The organism is Bacillus sp. 007/AIA-02/001, assembly GCF_004634455.1.
Lineage (GTDB): Bacteria > Bacillota > Bacilli > Bacillales > Bacillaceae_G > Bacillus_A > Bacillus_A cereus.
Genome location: NZ_SEIY01000005.1, coordinates 15,733 through 31,440, shown reverse-complemented (window position 1 = coordinate 31,440; position 15,708 = coordinate 15,733). Strand labels below are relative to the sequence as shown.

Genomic DNA, 15,708 nt, shown 5'->3' with positions numbered 1-15,708 from the left:
TATTATGAATATAATTTGGGAAAGTATTATATTAACTTTTACTGGAATAATTGTCTTGAAAATGACAGGTAGTGCATCTGTCAGCCAAATGACAAGAGCTGAAATCATTATAGTTGTATCAATCGGCCGTATTATTGTAGAACCTGTATTAAGTAGAAAAGTAGTCCCATCTATATTTGCGGCCATCATATTTGCAAGCATACTACTTATTATTCATTTCTTTGAATTGAAATCAAAGAAGGTGGAACAATTTCTAAATGGAAGTAGCATTATAATTGTTGAAAACGGAGAGATTGTAAAAGAGAATTTGATGCAGGCAAAAATGTCGGAGCAACAACTATATATGCAATTAAGAGAAAAAGGGATCCATGATGTAAAGAGTTTACAGCAAGTTACAGCGGAACCGAATGGGCGTATTGGTTATCGATTAATAAAAGAAGCAGAACCAATAACTTTAGAAATGTTAGAAAAAGTATTAGATAGGTACAATATAAAAAGATAATTTCTCGTGAGAAAAAGCCAATTTTTTAACGATAAAATGTAAGAGAGAACTATAATTAAAAGTTATTAAGAATTATTAAAGATGTTTATATATTGATTATGCACAAATAAAAAGGACAAGCATATAATAGAAGTACCTATTAACTTTAAGTAACCTTAACTTTCTTTAATAGGATATCTCAAAATCCCCAAAAAGAGCACTTGCGGAAACAAGTGCTCTTTCATTTGGAATTTTAAACCATAAATGTTGAATAAAATGTTAAACTGAAAAGAGCAATTTTTGTAATTAAAACTGTAGTATATGAATGGAGTGTTATTGAATGCAAACAAGAAAAGCCTATCTATATGTATTTGACACGATGTCTGATTGGGAGTACGGACATTTAATTGCTGAACTTAATACAGGGAGATATTTTAAAAAAGATGTAGCGCCTTTTAAAGTAGTCACAGTTGGAATAAATAAAGAAATGGTTATTTCAATGGGGGGCTTGAATATAAAGCCGGATATTTCCCTAGATGAATGTATCCTTGAGAGTAACGATCTATTAATTTTACCTGGAGGGAATACTTGGAGTGAAGAAATACATAAACCTATTTTGCAAAAAGTTGATGAGGCTTTAAAACTTGGTACAATTGTGGCTGCCATTTGCGGTGCAACTATAGGTCTTGCAAATTACGGTTACTTGGATTCTATAAATCACACAAGCAATAGTTTAGAGTATATGAAAATGGTTTGTCCTACTTATAAAGGAGAAAATTTTTATAAAGAGGGACCTGTATCATCCAGTGAAAACTTTATTACCGCATCGGGTGTAGCTCCTCTAGAATTTGCCATGGAGGTATTGAGAAAATTAGATGTATTTGCGCCGGATACACTTCATTCATGGTATAAACTGAATGAGACTCATGAAGCGGAATATTTCTTCCAGTTAATGAATTCAATTAATAGCTGATTAGTATTTCGAATGAAAATTATATTTTAGATGATACGAAAACTAATAACGAAATAATATTATGAAGATAAAAGGTAAGGGTGTTCCTATGAATATATGAGAAAATATCCTTACCTTTTATAGTATTATTTCTGAAAGGCAAAAGTAATAGCATTTGTTTTTAATTGAATGTGTCTTTCATTACGAACTATATTATAAGCTAATTCTTTTATTTCAACTTTTACTTCTTTCCATCCTTTATAAATGTTTTTTAATAGACGTATCAGTTCTTCGGTTGAGAGATTAATTTCAATTAAAGCTTCTAATTCTTCATTCGTTTTTAAATCAATTTCTTGTATGTTAGAGTTAATAATCAAACAATTAATACCGCCGTTTTTTGTCCCTTTTTTCATAGAATGAAGTACGTTTTTAAAATCTTCTTCTGATTTGATATGTTCTAAACTGGATACTGCAACGATATAATCATAAGCGTTAGAGTCAATATGATAGTTTTCAATTGCTGCTTGTTCTGTTTTTATAACCTCGAATACATCATGTTCTTTGCTATAAGTTTGTAGCTTTGTTAAAGCGGAATTAGGTAACTCAACACATGTAACAGTGCTGCTAGTATTTCTTATCTTTTGTGCAATTGGAATGCTGTTTCTACCGACGCCAGAGCCAAGATCAAGTACTTGCAAGTTGTTTTGTCCTTCAAAGTGACCCATCAAGTCCATAACTGTTTTAACCGGTTTGTACAGCCAAGAGCCAATTTCAAATAGTTTATATTGTTCATAGCAAAGGCCGTGATATTTCTTTTCTTCTTGTCTTATGTAATCGATACGGTTCACATTGTTTCAGCTCCAATATTTTTATTGCAAAATGAATAGGTGGGACAGCCTTTAACATTTGTTTGAATTCGAAAAATACCACCAGCATGTGGATACTCTTTTAATTCGTCATCAGTCATTCTTGTTCTGGCTGTTGTGATATATAAATCTGTTAAATTAGGTCCTCCAAATGTAGATGATGTTACATATAAAGCTGGAATTGGAATGCTTAATATTTTTTCTCCAGTAGAGGGATTCCATCTAGTTATTTTTGAACCTCCCCAATGTGCAATCCATAAACAGCCGTCTTCGTCAATTGTCATACCATCAGGTAGACCATCATTTTCAGAGAAAATGATTACATCAATTGGATTATGAATGTCTCCAGTACGTATATTATATTGATAGCGAACCACTTTTTTAGTAGGTGTATCTATAAAGTAAAAGTATGTATGATCAGGTGACCAAGCAATTCCATTTGATGTATTTACATGTGAAACTTTTTTCTCTACACTTAAATTATGATGTAAACAATACAAGGAACCTGCAGCATTCATACCGTATGTATCTGTAGAACCTGCCCAGAAACGACCAGCTGGATCACATTTTCCATCATTGAAACGATTTTCTATTAAATGTGGTTCAGGGTCAAAAATATGTGTCAGTTTTTCGGTATTTATATTAATAGAATAAAAGCCTTTTTCCATAGCTAAGAGTAGTACATCCTCTAAATATGGAACAACACAGCCGATTTGTTGATTGAGTGCAATTACTCGGTTCGTATTAGCGGTAGGATTGTATATGCATAATTTTCTCCCCATAATATCAACCCAATATAAAAGTTGCTTTTTTTCATTCCAACATGGTCCTTCAGCTAAACTTGCTTTAGCATCTAAAACTAATTTTATATTACTGAACAAGATGTTCACCTCGCGTTATAAGATATTAATATAATTCGATAAGAATAGAGGTAAACCTTTTAGTCAAAGGATATTAAAATTTATGCTGTAGAAAAATGACCTTCTCACAAGTGATTAAAAAAGTGTATAAACAAGGAGAGGAAAATGCATATGATGTTTTATGAGATTGTTTGCTTTTCTTGTAAGAATATATTTCGTGTTTACGAAGGCAGTGAAAAATATAAGCGATTTAAAGAAAAACCAAACGGGGCATATTGTTGTGATGAGTGTAGTCATAAAATTCAATTAGAAGCGATAAAGAATTTTTTTAGGTAATTATATGTTTTTGATTCGGAAAAGTTTGACAATAAAAGTGTTATAAATTATCATATTAAAAAACTAATATTTAAAATGGCATGGAAGAGAAGAGTAGTTAAGAAAGAATACGTACAGAGAGCTCTGGTAGCTGAGAAAGAGCGGTATACATCTTAACGAAAAAAGACTTGGAGCTGCGCAAGGAACTAATTTATTTAGGGATGGTGCGACGGGTTCTCCCGTTATAGAGATAGGGTATAAGCATATTTTGCCGTACCTGAAGAGGTTAATATGGTGACATATTAACAAACTGAGGTGGTACCGCGAAGCTAACAACTCTCGTCCTCAAGATGAATAATCTTGGGGGTGGGAGTTTTTTTATTGCATAAAACTGAGAATACGAAAACAAAAAATAATTGAGGTGAGCAATAAATGCATTGGGCGTATGAAGTAACACATGAATTAATTAGGAAACATCCAAATAAAGAAACGTTTGTTTGTGCATCTGGAATTAGTCCTTCAGGTTCTGTTCATATTGGGAACTTTCGTGAAATCGTAACGACTTATTTCGTAGTAAGAGCACTTCAAGGTTTAGGGAAAAAGACTCGTTTTATATTTTCGTGGGATGATTATGATCGATTTAGAAAAGTTCCAAAAAATATTGATCCATCTTTTGCAAAGTATATTGGTATGCCATACTGTGATATTCCAGATCCGTATGGATGTCATAACTCGTATGCGGAGCATTTTGAAAAAGAGTTTGAAACATCGCTTCAAGCATTTGGAATTGAAGTAGAATTTATTTATCAACATGATGAATATAGAAGTGGAAGGTATAACAAAAATATTTTAGAGGCTTTGTATAAACGAAAAGAAATATATGATATTTTAATGGATTTTAAAACTGGAGAGTGTAGTGAAGAAGAGCGAAACATTTTTTATCCAGCTACATTATATTGTGAGAGGTGTGGAAAAGATACAACAACTATTACACATTTTGATGAAGTATTAAAAACAGTCCGGTATGAATGTGAATGCGGAAATGAAAAAGAGTTATCCGTATTAAATACAAATAAAATGAAACTAAACTGGAAAATCGATTGGCCGATGAGATGGATGATAGAGGATGTTATTTTTGAACCGGGTGGAAGAGATCATTCATCAGAAACAGGTAGTTATAATGTATCAAAAGAAATTGCAAGGAAAATATTCAATCGTGAAGCGCCTCATTACGTTGCTTACGATTTCATTGGTATTAAAGGGAATCATGAAAAAATGTCTAGTTCTTCAGGGAATAGCATTACACCAAGCGATTTATTGAAAGTGTATATACCAGAAGTAATTCTCTTTATGTTTGCCAAATACAAACCAGGCGCTGCTTTTCATATTGGGTTGGATGAAGATGTGATTCGTAATTATACAGAGTATGAACGATTGAAAGATAGCTATGAAAATAAAACGCTCAAAAATGAAGATTTATTTGATGCAATTAAACTCTCTAAAGTTGATAGGCAGTTTAAAGAATATCCGAGATTTAATCAAGTAGCAGGAACGTTACCGCTATTAAATTTTGATTCATCTATTTTACAAGATACATTAGAAAAAATAGATAGAAGTTATACATTAGATGCTATGATAGCGATATGTAACCGCGCAGAGTATTGGATAAAAAACTTTCAATCTGAAAAATTAATTGCGGTAAATCGAGAGAGAAATACAGAGTTTTACAACACATTAGATGAAAGACAGAAAGAATGGTTAGTAAAAGTTTGCAATATACTTCGTTCTAACAAAGATTACTCTAACTTAATGGAGCAATTGTATTCGATTTGCCATCATGACAATAAAAAAATAATGAAAGAAAATCAAAAACAATTATTTATTATTATTTATAAGCTCATTATGAATCAGTCTAGTGGCCCACGTATATCGTTATTAATACATGTGGTGGGCATCGAAAAATTCATCTCATTACTAGATTTCTAAAATAAAGCTAAAAGAAACGCAAGTACTTAGACCTCTAAGTACTTGCGTTTCAAATTTTGCTAGCGTGAATACATTTTTGGACATTCATCACCACTTGGTTCATAAAAACAATGGCTTTTAAACTGTCCTACAAATGGCTGATTATACCATTCAGGTGGACAAGCTCCAACTGGACGGAAATACCAAAGAGCCCATCGTGCAGGCCAGCGCCATTCACCTTGTAAAACTTTTCGTGCAATTTCTTTTTCTGATTCACGAGCGCGTTGATAAAAATATCCATATTGTACTGCTTCAAATCCGCCGGGGCTTTGATATACAGCGTCGCGTACGGTACGGAGTTGTTTAAAATCTAAGCAATCACAAAATACACGGTTTACTACAACGCATCCAACTAACTCCTCACCTTGGCGACCTTCGCCTTCAGCTTCAGCACGAATTAAACGAGCTAGTAAATCAACATCACTTTCGTTGTATGGAATAAGGGGCATAGTGATACCACCTTTCTGTTATAGTAAAGAGTGTATGTTATAAAACAATCTGCGTGCTTTTTTACATAAAAATAACATTTAATTTTAAGAGGAGCTTGTATAAAAAGAGCTAATTAGTAATAGTAGATAAATATAAAAGGGAGAGGTATTATGTATCGAATTCATAAAGACCATATCATTTACTCAATGTCAGCAGAAAATAAGCCTTGTATGGAAGTGGAAATTGGGAGCAGTCTTGTATTTGAAACATATGATTGCTTTGAAAATCAAATCGATTCTGAAGATGTTGTGTTTCAAGAATTAGATTGGAACCGAATTAATCCAGCGACTGGACCTGTATATGTTAAAGGAGCAGAACCTGGCGATATATTAGCCGTAACGATTGAAAAGATTAAAATTGCAGAGCAGGGCGTTTTAACTACAGGTGCAAACCTTGGTGTAATAGGGAATGAGTTAAATGAAAATACAGTGAAAATTGTCCCAATACATAATGAACATGTTTTGTTTTCAAGTGAACTACAAATCCCGATTAATCCAATGATTGGGGTAATTGGTATTGCACCGAAAGAAGAGAGCATTTCATGTGGCACACCGCATGATCACGGCGGGAATATGGACTGTAAAGAAATTAAAGAAGGAACAACATTACTACTACCAGTTAATGTCCCAGGAGCACTATTAGCGTTAGGTGATTTACACGCAGCAATGGGGGATGGTGAAATTGGGGTTAGTGGAGTAGAGGTTGCTGGTGAGGTAACTGTAACAGTTCAAATTATAAAAGGGAAAAAATGGCCACTACCAATGGCTATTCAAAAAGAAAAAGTAATGACGATTGCTTCAGAAAAATTGCTAGATGATGCAGCAAATCGTGCTGTACGTAATATGGTGACATTTTTACATGAAGAATTAGCAATGTCTAAAGCTGATGCAACTCTTTTATTATCGGCAGCAGGTAATTTAAAAGTTTGCCAAGTTGTGGATCCATTGAAAACGGCGCGTATGGAATTAGGGATGGATTATGTGGAGAAACTAGGATTTACTTTTAGTAAATTTCATATTAAATAGATAAGGGACGAAAAAGGATACTTTTGTATAAAAGCATCCTTTTTTAATTTACGGATTTTGTGAAAAGAGGTAGTATTTATTTTATATAAGTATATTTGAGAATGTGGATTAAAAAGGAGTTCAATAATGGTCAAAATTATGATTGTAGAAGACGATATGAAAATTGCAGAACTATTATCAACACATGTTGCAAAATATGGTTATCAAGGAGTTATTGTATCGGACTTTCAAAATGTATTAGACATTTTTTTAGATGAACAACCAGAGTTAGTTTTATTAGATATTAATTTACCGAGTTTTGATGGGTACTTTTGGTGTCGTCAAATTCGCGGTGTTTCTACATGTCCGATACTATTCATTTCGGCTCGTGAAGGAACGATGGATCAAGTTATGGCGTTAGAAAATGGTGGCGATGATTTTATTCCGAAGCCTTTTCATTATGAAGTTGTAGTGGCGAAAATTCGTAGTCATTTAAGACGTGCATATGGAGATTATGCACCGAAACTAGAAGAGCGAATGATTGAGCAACAAGGCCTTTGTTTATATCCTGAAAGACTTGTATTGAAACTTAGAAACGAAGAGATTGATATAACGAGAAACGAAGCTATTTTATTAGAGACATTAATGAAAAATTATCCGCGTGTTGTGAGTAGGGAAGTGTTGTTAAATAAATTATGGGATAGCGAATCTTATGTTGATGATAATACATTAAGTGTAAATACAACACGTGTGCGTAAAAAGTTACAAACGTTACATATAGAAGGTGCGATTGAAACGATTCGTAGTGTTGGATATAGATTGCATATTACTTGGGATACTGGTATAGAAAAATGATAAGGTTGTTTATACGTGATCATATACCACTTATTTGCTTTACTATAATTCAACTACTAGCTATATTTCTCGTATATTGGTTTGATGGGCATAATCATATTACAACGGCGTTATATGCAATGTTTCTAGGGGCTTTCTTTATGGGAAGTTATTTAGTGTTTCGTTATTTTACACATCGTTCTTTTTATGAGCGCTTAGCAAACCCGATGCAATCTTTGGATGAATCTGTTCAAAAATCTGATTTTGCAGCTGTATCGGCTGCTCTTCAAGAACTACTTGAGGTGCAATATCGACATTATCAAAATCAGCTGCAAATGCAAGAGAGAAAAAATAATGACCATTTAACCTTTATGAATCAGTGGATTCATCAAATGAAAACACCTTTATCTGTAATAGAATTAATTACACAGGATGAAGTAGATTCACGTTTTGAAAGTATAAATGAGGAAACTGATCGATTAAAAAAGGGATTAGAAATGGCTCTGTATGTCGCACGTTTAGAAGCATTTACACAAGATTTTTATGTAGAAAGAGTACAACTACATAAAATAGTGAATGATTCGGTACATGAGCATAAACGGTTCTTTATCCGGAATTTTGTATATCCAGAGCTTGAAATTGATAAGGACATTACTGTAGAAAGTGATGCGAAATGGTTACAATTTTTAATTGGGCAAATACTATCGAATGCGATTAAATATTCATCAGGTAGTAGAGAAAAGATTAAAGTGAAAGCTTGTAAGGAAGGTAATACCGTTATACTTGAAATTGCTGATAATGGCGTAGGTATACCGAAGCAAGATTTACCAAGAGTCTTCAAACCTTTCTTTACAGGAGAAAACGGTAGAGATTTTAAAGAATCAACAGGAATGGGGCTATATCTCGTATATGAAATTACGAAGCAATTAGGACATAGTGTAGAAATCCATTCAGAAGTTGATAAAGGTACGGTAGTACGAGTAATATTTTTTAATGTGTAAAAAGTGATCAAGGCTAAAGAACGTTGGAGATAAGTTTTTTAGCCTTGTTTTGTATTTTTTAAAAGTTTTCATATGAATAAATGATACAAATTATTAAAAATTAAAGATATGAGCACATGAAATTGTAAAAATAAACTTGAAGAAAAATAATTGCTTTTGAAGTACAAATAATAATATTTACGCATACAGTATTATCATGGTACAATATGGTTATTAATGACAGAAAGGAATGATGGGTGGACGATGATTAACTAATCTTATTTTTAAATGTTGAAATTCAATAAATTTCAATTTCTAAAAAATAGGATTAGTCTGCCCAATTTCCATAGAACGGTATTGCTATTTATGTTACGTAATAGCTTATTTGGGTGTAAATATTTTAACGACTAATCCTGCCAAATTTATTTGGGAGGATTTTTTTATTCTCCCTTAATGAAAGGGATCGGTATTATGAAAGAACTATTAAAATTAAATGATGTTTATGTTGAAATAAAAGAAAATATGTTGTTAGAGAAAATGAATGTGACAGTAAAACAAGGGGATGTTATCGGATTAATTGGTAAAAACGGTGCTGGTAAATCAACGTTACTTCAATTAATAAATGGAAAGATTGAGCCTTCAAAAGGGATTGTTGAATGGCAGCAAATGAATATGACAACCGCATATGTTGAGCAAGAAATAGAATCTTTTATTAGTAATGATGTAATTGCAAAAGAAGCAGAACTTCTTGCGAAATGGGGCGTGCCAACGAACGATTTTCATACTTTAAGTGGTGGTGAAAAGCTGAAAATTCGATTAGCAAAAGGATTTGCTGAAAATCCTAATGTCTTAATATTAGACGAACCGACAAATCATTTAGATGAGATCAGTACGGGATTTCTCATTAAACAAATAAAAAACATGAAAGGTACAGTTATCGTTGTATCGCATGATCGATATTTTTTAGATGTCGTCGCAACAAAAATATGGTCAATTGAGGACAAAAAATTAATTGAGCATAGTGGTAATTATACGAGCTACATGAAAGCACGTGAGCAAAAAAGAAAGTCGCAGCAGCGTGAATATGAAAAACAACAAAAAAAGATAGAACAAGTAGAAACACATATAAAAGAATTGAGTTCATGGTCACAAAAGGCACACGCGCAGTCTACAAAACAAGAAGGTGTGAAAGAATTCTATCGTGTAAAAGCGAAGCGAATGGATGCACAAGTGAAGTCAAAACGAAAACGACTTGAAAAAGAGCTGGAGAAAGTGAAAGTAGAACGTGTGAAAGAAGAGTATTCAGTTGAGTTTTCTATTCAAGCGAACAAAAAAGTAGGAAAACGTTTTTTAGAAGTGAAGCAATTAAAAAAAGACTTTCATGGGAAAGTATTATTTGAAAACGTTAATTTTACAATTCAGCACGGTGAGAAAGTTGCGATTGTTGGACCAAACGGTAGTGGGAAAACAACATTACTGAAGATGATTATGGGAACGGAAACTGCTGAAGGAGAAATATGGATTTCACCATCTGCAAACATCGGCTATTTAACACAAGAAGTTTTTGATTTACCGCTTGATAAAACACCAGAAAATTTATTTTTTAAAAAGACGTTTGAAGAAAGAGGAAAAGTCCAAAATTTAATGAAACATTTAGGGTTCCAAGCTTTTCAATGGAAAGAGCCGATTGAGCATATGAGTATGGGAGAAAGAGTAAAATGTAAGCTAATGGCTTATATTTTAGATGAAAAAGATGTACTCATTTTAGACGAACCGACGAATCACTTGGATCTACCTTCACGTGAACAACTTGAAAATACATTAGCTGAGTATAACGGAACATTAGTAATTGTATCTCACGATCGATATTTTCTGGAGAAAACAACTAACACAAAACTCGTGTTTTCAAACAATACGATACAAAAGCAGCTAGAAGAACCTACTAAAACAAGAGATGATATTGAAGAGCTACGTTTAACGTTAGAAACAGAGAGACAAGAAGTATTAGGGAAATTAAGCTTTTTAACTTCTAAAGACAAAGAATATAAAGCACTGGATGAACGGTTTATGGAACTTACGAAGCAGATTAAAGAGCTATAACGTAAGTAAGGGGGATTAACATGGGAGAAGAGAGATTCACTAAGTTATTTAAAATAGATTGTGGAGATATATACTTGCAAGAATTTACGGTCAAAGATGCAGAGAGTATTTATAAAATAGCAAATCAACCGGAAATAGCAAAATTTTTACCAGACTGGAAATCAACGAAAGAACAAAGGGTGGATTGGATTGCAGATTATGAAATACCAGCAAACAAAGCATTTCTTGATGCAGTGAAAACTACGAATAACATAGATAATCATACGTTAAAGCTAGGAATATTTAAGAAAGCTACAAATGAACTCATTGGATGGTGCTGCACAGGTATGAAAGAAGAACTCCCTTCACCAAACAGAGAGATAATGTATGCTATCTCAAATGAATATCAAAATCATGGCTATGCTACAAAAGCGACTAAAGGTTTAATTGACTATTTGTTTAAAGAAACAAATTTAAATGTCCTTAACGCAATTGCTTTAATTAACAATGTAGCATCAAATAAAGTTATTGAAAAATGCGGGTTTATTTATAAGAGCCAACAGAGGATAGAAAATCAAATATATAATCATTATATATTGAGAAAATCTGAGTGGATAAAAATATAACGTTTGGTAGTAAAAGACCGATAGCAATCGGTCTTTTCTCATTTATATAATAAAGATTTATTATACATTATATTTCCTACTACTATACAATTATTATAAGATAGTTATGCGTTAATTTTAGTTTGAAATAATTATGTTGTCAGTTTTTTTAGAAATCTTACAAGCGTGTAAGGTAAATGAAAGATGAATCAATATGAGCTGTAAGATAATTCATTTACACTCTATAGTGAGCAGTGGAAATGAAGGGAGAATATACATGGAAATTTTACATGCAAAAAGTATTAGTAAAGTATATAAAGGGAAAGTACCTTATAAAGCATTAGTAGATATTGATTTATCAATTCAAGAAGGTGAATTTGTAGGAATTATGGGTCCATCAGGTAGCGGAAAAACAACGTTATTAAATATGGTATCTACTATTGATTCTCCATCATCGGGAGAAATATTTATTAATGGCACAAATCCTTTTCAATTATCATCAGAAGAATTAGCGTTATTCCGCAGAAAACAATTAGGATTTGTTTTTCAATCATTTAATCTTCTTAGCACACTTACTGTAAAAGAAAACATCGTATTGCCGATGACTTTAGATGGTGTTTCCGTGCAAGAAATGAACAAGCGATTGGAAGAGATTGCAGAGAAGTTAAATATTACAGATATATTGAATAAAAGAACGTTTGAAATATCAGGGGGACAAGCTCAAAGAACAGCAATCGCTCGTGCAATTGTTCATAAGCCGCAATTATTACTTGCAGATGAACCAACAGGGAACTTGGACTCTAAATCTTCAAATGATGTAATGGAGATGCTGGATACTCTAAATAAAGAAGAAAAAGCAACGATGATGTTAGTTACACATGATCCGTATGCAGCGAGCTTTTGCAGCCGAGTAATCTTTATTAAAGATGGTCAACTATATAACGAAATTTATTGTGGTGAAAGTAGGCAAACTTTTTATCAAAAGATTATGGATGTCCTTTCTTTGTTAGGAGGGAAAAGGCATGACTTTTCGTCAGTTCGCATTTAATAATATTTTTCGCAATAAGCGTACATATGCTGCCCATTTTTTAAGTAGTGCATTTTCTATTATGATTTTCTTTACGTATGCTCTTTTATTATTTCATCCCGATTTACAAGGTGAGTTGAAATCGACAAGTGCAACAATAAGTGCATTTGGTACATTGGGATTTTCAGTTTCGCAAGGATTGATTTTTGTATTTTCATTTTTCTTCATTTTATATTCAGTTAGTTCGTTTTTAAAAACGCGTAAGAAAGAATTTGGCATTTTAATGATGCAAGGTATGTCAATGAGACAGCTTAAGAAATTATTATTAATTGAAAATATGTTGATTGGACTTGGTTCAATTTGTATAGGGATTTTCATTGGACTCATATTTTCTAAACTAGTCTTATTGATAAGTGCAAGTGTATTAATGATTAATAATGGTTTACCTTTTTATATACCAGTGCGGGCTGTATTATTAACTGTTATCACATTTCTTTTCTTGTTTTTAATTGTTTCATTATTTACATTTAAAATGATAAAAGTAACGGAACTTGTGGAACTTATTCGAGCAGAGGAAAAGCCAAAACCTGAACCGAAATCTTCAGTTTTATTATCGCTACTTTCTTTAATTAGTATAGGGTATGGATATTTTTCAGTATTTCGCTTCATACCAAGTACCAATTTTATTACGCTTGGAATAGGTGTGCTCCTAGTAATTATAGGAACGTACTTTTTATATACACAGTGTAGCGTGTATATATTGCGCCTTGCTAAAAGGAGAGAATCTTTCTTTTTAAAGAGAACAAATATATTAACATTTTCTGAATTAATTTACCGTATGAAAGATAATGCAACGATGTTTTTTATAGTATCTATTGTTTCAGCAGTTGCATTTACAGCAATTGGTACAACAGCCGCAATTGGAAATAGGGATTTAGTAAGGATGACAAATCCCTATACATTTTTGTATGGAAGTCTTGAAAATGACAAAGTATTGAATAAAAATCTTTCTATTATAAAAAAGCACCTTTCTGATGCTAATATTCCGTATCGAATGGCTTCATCTTCATATATATACACAGAAAATGGCGTAAATGTAATGAAGTTAAGTGAATACAACGATCTTGCTAAAGCACTAGGCTATCAACAAGAAAAAATTGAAAAAGAAGATGAAATTTTATTAATTCCTGGAGTCGTATCACAAAAACAAGAATTTAAAAATGGCGAGTATAAAAAGAATATAGAAGTCATTCAAGGTGACTGGACAAAGACATTTCATGTGAAAAAAGCTGTAGAAAATTTAGTTTTACCACACGATTCTAGAACTATTTATATCGCTGTTCAAGATCAGGTATATGATGGAATGCCTCTTACTAGTGACCCAGTTAATAAAGAAATTCCATATCGTACTTACGGATTTGTTGTAGATGATTGGATAAAAACGAAAGAGATTTCCAATCAATTAAAGAGTATATTCGATAAAGATCTTAGGGACAGAGATTTCTACTTTGAAGCTTTAACATTAAACTTGTTGGAAGCAAAGCAAAAGAATGGTTTATTACTTATGGTAAGTATTTTAGTCGGAATCGTCTTCTTTACATTCGCTGCTAGTTTTATTTATTTCCGATTATATACAGATTTGGATCGCGATCAGCAGCAATATAAAATGATTTCGAAAATGGGATTAAGTAAAGGTGAGTTAAAAAAAGTTGTAACGAGACAGTTATTATTAATGTTCTTTTTACCAATTGTCGTTGCAGTGATTCATACTGTAGTCGCTTATATAGCATTACAGCAATTAGTCGATTTTTCTATCATAAATAGCTCTATCGTTATTTTAATTTCATTTATATGTATACAAGTTTTATATTTCTTTATAACCCGTTGGCGTTATCTGCAAAAGCTTTATAAGGTTATGGAGCAATAGAATTTATTAGCTTGTAAGACTACAATAAAGTATGTAGAAAAATGAACTGTATGATGAAAGGAAACGAGATGAAAAGAACTTTAACTATTTTTATGTTAACGATACTATTATTAATAAGTTTTAGTGCATGTTCTAAAAAGGAAAATCCATTTCCTGCAAACGGTGTATTAATTATTGGAGATGAAAATAATATTTCACCAATTATTAATCGTTATCAGGAAATTACGGAAGAAAATGAAGTGTTTTCTGTGAAAAAAGGGGAAGTTGGAAATGGAAATGTCTTAATTTTAAATGAATCTACAGCACAAGCATTGATTAAAGAAAAACTTTTTCGAAAACAAGATAATGGCTCCAATTATATTATAGATACGTTACCGAAATTCCCCAAAGAAGGGGCGCTATTATTTACAAGTGAAGACAATAAGACTATGAAAAGTATTAAAATAGGAGAGGAAGAGATTCCTGTTACATACGATAGTGATGCTTGGATAGGTAACAATCGTAAATATTCAACGGAATGGTATATGATTGTAGCAAAAAATAGTGTTTATAAAGAAATAAAGGCAAATGAAATGAAAATGCATCTTCTTCATTTGAAAAAATCACTAGGTGACGAAAAACCTAAAATGTCGACAGATAATACATTGGTTAATGAAAATGTCAAAGTAAAAAAGTTAATTAAAGGTTTGGAAGGAGAAGTATCTTTTCACTTTGTAACGATTGGCGAAAAACCTTAAAAAAGAGTTCGAAGTTGATAAAAATTTCATCAGCTTCGAACTCTTTTTAGTTTATAGACAAATCAATTATTATGCTTTACATTACTTCATTTAATCGAGTCTCACTCGTTTCTTCAATCGCATTTGAATTTTGAACTGAATTATTTTGTGCTTCTTTTTCTTTACGAGCCTTTTGTAGCATTTCAAGTATAATCCATAAAGGAACACCTTTATCCTTTAACATCTTCCATAAATCTAATTCATTAAATTTATGCTCAGGCTGTTTCATTTCTTTTTCAGATGAACGAATATCAAACTTGATAGGATCATTTATTTTCTTACTTTCAAGTTTAGTAGAAGAGATAGTATTATGCTCAAGAGTAGATGGAGTTATTTTAGTAGGTTGAGATAATGTATGAATATTTGATCCGATTTGCATGCTTTTTCCTCCTTTTCAAGCAATGAGATTAGTTTTCTTATGGTTTTTAAATCTTTTTAACATGAGGCAACTATATCTAATTATAAATTCAAATAAACAGATTTACAAG

16 protein-coding genes and 1 other annotated feature are annotated in these 15,708 nt (G+C 32.2%); of the genes, 12 read left to right on the top strand and 4 right to left on the bottom strand.

Annotated features, from left to right (window positions below):
- The first annotated feature begins 4 nt into the window (after nt 1–4).
- Complete coding sequence (locus ES895_RS13490; protein WP_001021697.1) at nt 5–502, top strand: DUF421 domain-containing protein; 498 nt, start codon at nt 5–7, stop codon at nt 500–502.
- 319 nt (nt 503–821) lie between these two features.
- Nucleotides 822–1,454, top strand: a complete 633-nt coding sequence (locus tag ES895_RS13485) for a type 1 glutamine amidotransferase family protein (RefSeq protein ID WP_001194773.1) — start codon at nt 822–824, stop codon at nt 1,452–1,454.
- Nucleotides 1,455–1,579: 125 nt separating this feature from the next.
- On the opposite strand, the gene ES895_RS13480 is transcribed toward ES895_RS13485, so the two are convergent.
- On the bottom strand, nt 1,580–2,281 hold the full coding sequence (locus ES895_RS13480) for a class I SAM-dependent methyltransferase (RefSeq protein WP_097995383.1): 702 nt from the start codon (nt 2,279–2,281) through the stop codon (nt 1,580–1,582).
- Nucleotides 2,278–3,180: an SMP-30/gluconolactonase/LRE family protein gene (locus ES895_RS13475; protein WP_097995382.1), complete on the bottom strand. Its 903-nt coding sequence runs from the start codon at nt 3,178–3,180 to the stop codon at nt 2,278–2,280. Before ES895_RS13475 ends, ES895_RS13480 begins: the two co-directional genes overlap by 4 nt.
- A gap of 144 nt (nt 3,181–3,324) precedes the next feature.
- Here ES895_RS13475 and ES895_RS13470 point away from each other — a divergent pair, with 144 nt between their 5' ends.
- Together ES895_RS13470 and lysS are read left to right on the top strand one after the other, a co-directional pair.
- Nucleotides 3,325–3,495, top strand: a complete 171-nt coding sequence (locus ES895_RS13470; protein ID WP_000551047.1) for a DUF2197 domain-containing protein — start codon at nt 3,325–3,327, stop codon at nt 3,493–3,495.
- 72 nt (nt 3,496–3,567) lie between these two features.
- Nucleotides 3,568–3,824: a binding site (T-box leader), on the top strand.
- 82 nt (nt 3,825–3,906) lie between these two features.
- Nucleotides 3,907–5,460, top strand: coding sequence for a lysine--tRNA ligase (gene lysS, locus ES895_RS13465; RefSeq protein ID WP_135238409.1), 1,554 nt, complete (start codon nt 3,907–3,909; stop codon nt 5,458–5,460).
- A gap of 59 nt (nt 5,461–5,519) precedes the next feature.
- On the opposite strand, the gene ES895_RS13460 is transcribed toward lysS, so the two are convergent.
- Complete coding sequence (locus tag ES895_RS13460) at nt 5,520–5,948, bottom strand: cell wall hydrolase (protein ID WP_001128398.1); 429 nt, start codon at nt 5,946–5,948, stop codon at nt 5,520–5,522.
- Between the two features lie 150 nt (nt 5,949–6,098).
- Between ES895_RS13460 and ES895_RS13455 the strand changes: the two genes are divergently transcribed.
- The 8 genes from ES895_RS13455 (at nt 6,099) to ES895_RS13420 (ending at nt 15,181) form a co-directional block, all read left to right on the top strand.
- A complete protein-coding gene (locus tag ES895_RS13455) occupies nt 6,099–7,013 on the top strand; it encodes an acetamidase/formamidase family protein (protein ID WP_135238408.1) in 915 nt (304 codons plus the stop codon).
- 126 nt (nt 7,014–7,139) lie between these two features.
- A complete protein-coding gene (locus ES895_RS13450) occupies nt 7,140–7,847 on the top strand; it encodes a response regulator transcription factor (protein WP_000238990.1) in 708 nt (235 codons plus the stop codon).
- Nucleotides 7,844–8,827 (top strand): sensor histidine kinase, encoded by a 984-nt coding sequence (locus ES895_RS13445; protein WP_002103134.1) that lies wholly within the window; start codon nt 7,844–7,846, stop codon nt 8,825–8,827. Before ES895_RS13450 ends, ES895_RS13445 begins: the two co-directional genes overlap by 4 nt.
- Nucleotides 8,828–9,277: 450 nt before the next feature.
- Nucleotides 9,278–10,906: a ribosomal protection-like ABC-F family protein gene (gene abc-f / locus ES895_RS13440; RefSeq protein ID WP_033667554.1), complete on the top strand. Its 1,629-nt coding sequence runs from the start codon at nt 9,278–9,280 to the stop codon at nt 10,904–10,906.
- 20 nt (nt 10,907–10,926) lie between these two features.
- Nucleotides 10,927–11,511 carry a GNAT family N-acetyltransferase gene (locus ES895_RS13435; RefSeq protein ID WP_000503529.1) on the top strand — a complete coding sequence of 195 codons (585 nt, stop codon included), beginning with the start codon at nt 10,927–10,929 and terminating at the stop codon, nt 11,509–11,511.
- A gap of 256 nt (nt 11,512–11,767) precedes the next feature.
- Entirely contained in the window at nt 11,768–12,538 is a 771-nt protein-coding gene (locus ES895_RS13430; RefSeq protein ID WP_000404276.1) for an ABC transporter ATP-binding protein, read from the top strand.
- On the top strand, nt 12,513–14,444 hold the full coding sequence (locus ES895_RS13425; RefSeq protein ID WP_000144153.1) for an ABC transporter permease: 1,932 nt from the start codon (nt 12,513–12,515) through the stop codon (nt 14,442–14,444). The genes ES895_RS13430 and ES895_RS13425 overlap by 26 nt, the downstream gene beginning before the upstream one ends.
- 50 nt (nt 14,445–14,494) lie before the next feature.
- The gene (locus ES895_RS13420; RefSeq protein WP_000975419.1) at nt 14,495–15,181 is read left to right on the top strand and encodes a lipoprotein BA_5634 family protein; all 687 of its coding nucleotides are present in this window, start codon (nt 14,495–14,497) and stop codon (nt 15,179–15,181) included.
- A gap of 76 nt (nt 15,182–15,257) precedes the next feature.
- Here ES895_RS13420 and ES895_RS13415 read toward each other — a convergent pair whose 3' ends face one another.
- On the bottom strand, nt 15,258–15,599 hold the full coding sequence (locus ES895_RS13415; RefSeq protein ID WP_001165515.1) for a DUF3914 domain-containing protein: 342 nt from the start codon (nt 15,597–15,599) through the stop codon (nt 15,258–15,260).
- Between the last annotated feature and the right edge of the window lie 109 nt (nt 15,600–15,708).

Coding starts and splice junctions, on each gene's coding strand:
- ES895_RS13490 (WP_001021697.1), top strand. CDS start 5: ATGAATATAATTTGGGAAAGTATTATATTAACTTTTACTGGAATAATT.
- ES895_RS13485 (WP_001194773.1), top strand. CDS start 822: ATGCAAACAAGAAAAGCCTATCTATATGTATTTGACACGATGTCTGAT.
- ES895_RS13470 (WP_000551047.1), top strand. CDS start 3,325: ATGCATATGATGTTTTATGAGATTGTTTGCTTTTCTTGTAAGAATATA.
- lysS (WP_135238409.1), top strand. CDS start 3,907: ATGCATTGGGCGTATGAAGTAACACATGAATTAATTAGGAAACATCCA.
- ES895_RS13460 (WP_001128398.1), bottom strand. CDS start 5,948: ATGCCCCTTATTCCATACAACGAAAGTGATGTTGATTTACTAGCTCGT.
- ES895_RS13455 (WP_135238408.1), top strand. CDS start 6,099: ATGTATCGAATTCATAAAGACCATATCATTTACTCAATGTCAGCAGAA.
- ES895_RS13450 (WP_000238990.1), top strand. CDS start 7,140: ATGGTCAAAATTATGATTGTAGAAGACGATATGAAAATTGCAGAACTA.
- ES895_RS13445 (WP_002103134.1), top strand. CDS start 7,844: ATGATAAGGTTGTTTATACGTGATCATATACCACTTATTTGCTTTACT.
- abc-f (WP_033667554.1), top strand. CDS start 9,278: ATGAAAGAACTATTAAAATTAAATGATGTTTATGTTGAAATAAAAGAA.
- ES895_RS13435 (WP_000503529.1), top strand. CDS start 10,927: ATGGGAGAAGAGAGATTCACTAAGTTATTTAAAATAGATTGTGGAGAT.
- ES895_RS13430 (WP_000404276.1), top strand. CDS start 11,768: ATGGAAATTTTACATGCAAAAAGTATTAGTAAAGTATATAAAGGGAAA.
- ES895_RS13425 (WP_000144153.1), top strand. CDS start 12,513: ATGACTTTTCGTCAGTTCGCATTTAATAATATTTTTCGCAATAAGCGT.
- ES895_RS13420 (WP_000975419.1), top strand. CDS start 14,495: ATGATGAAAGGAAACGAGATGAAAAGAACTTTAACTATTTTTATGTTA.
- ES895_RS13415 (WP_001165515.1), bottom strand. CDS start 15,599: ATGCAAATCGGATCAAATATTCATACATTATCTCAACCTACTAAAATA.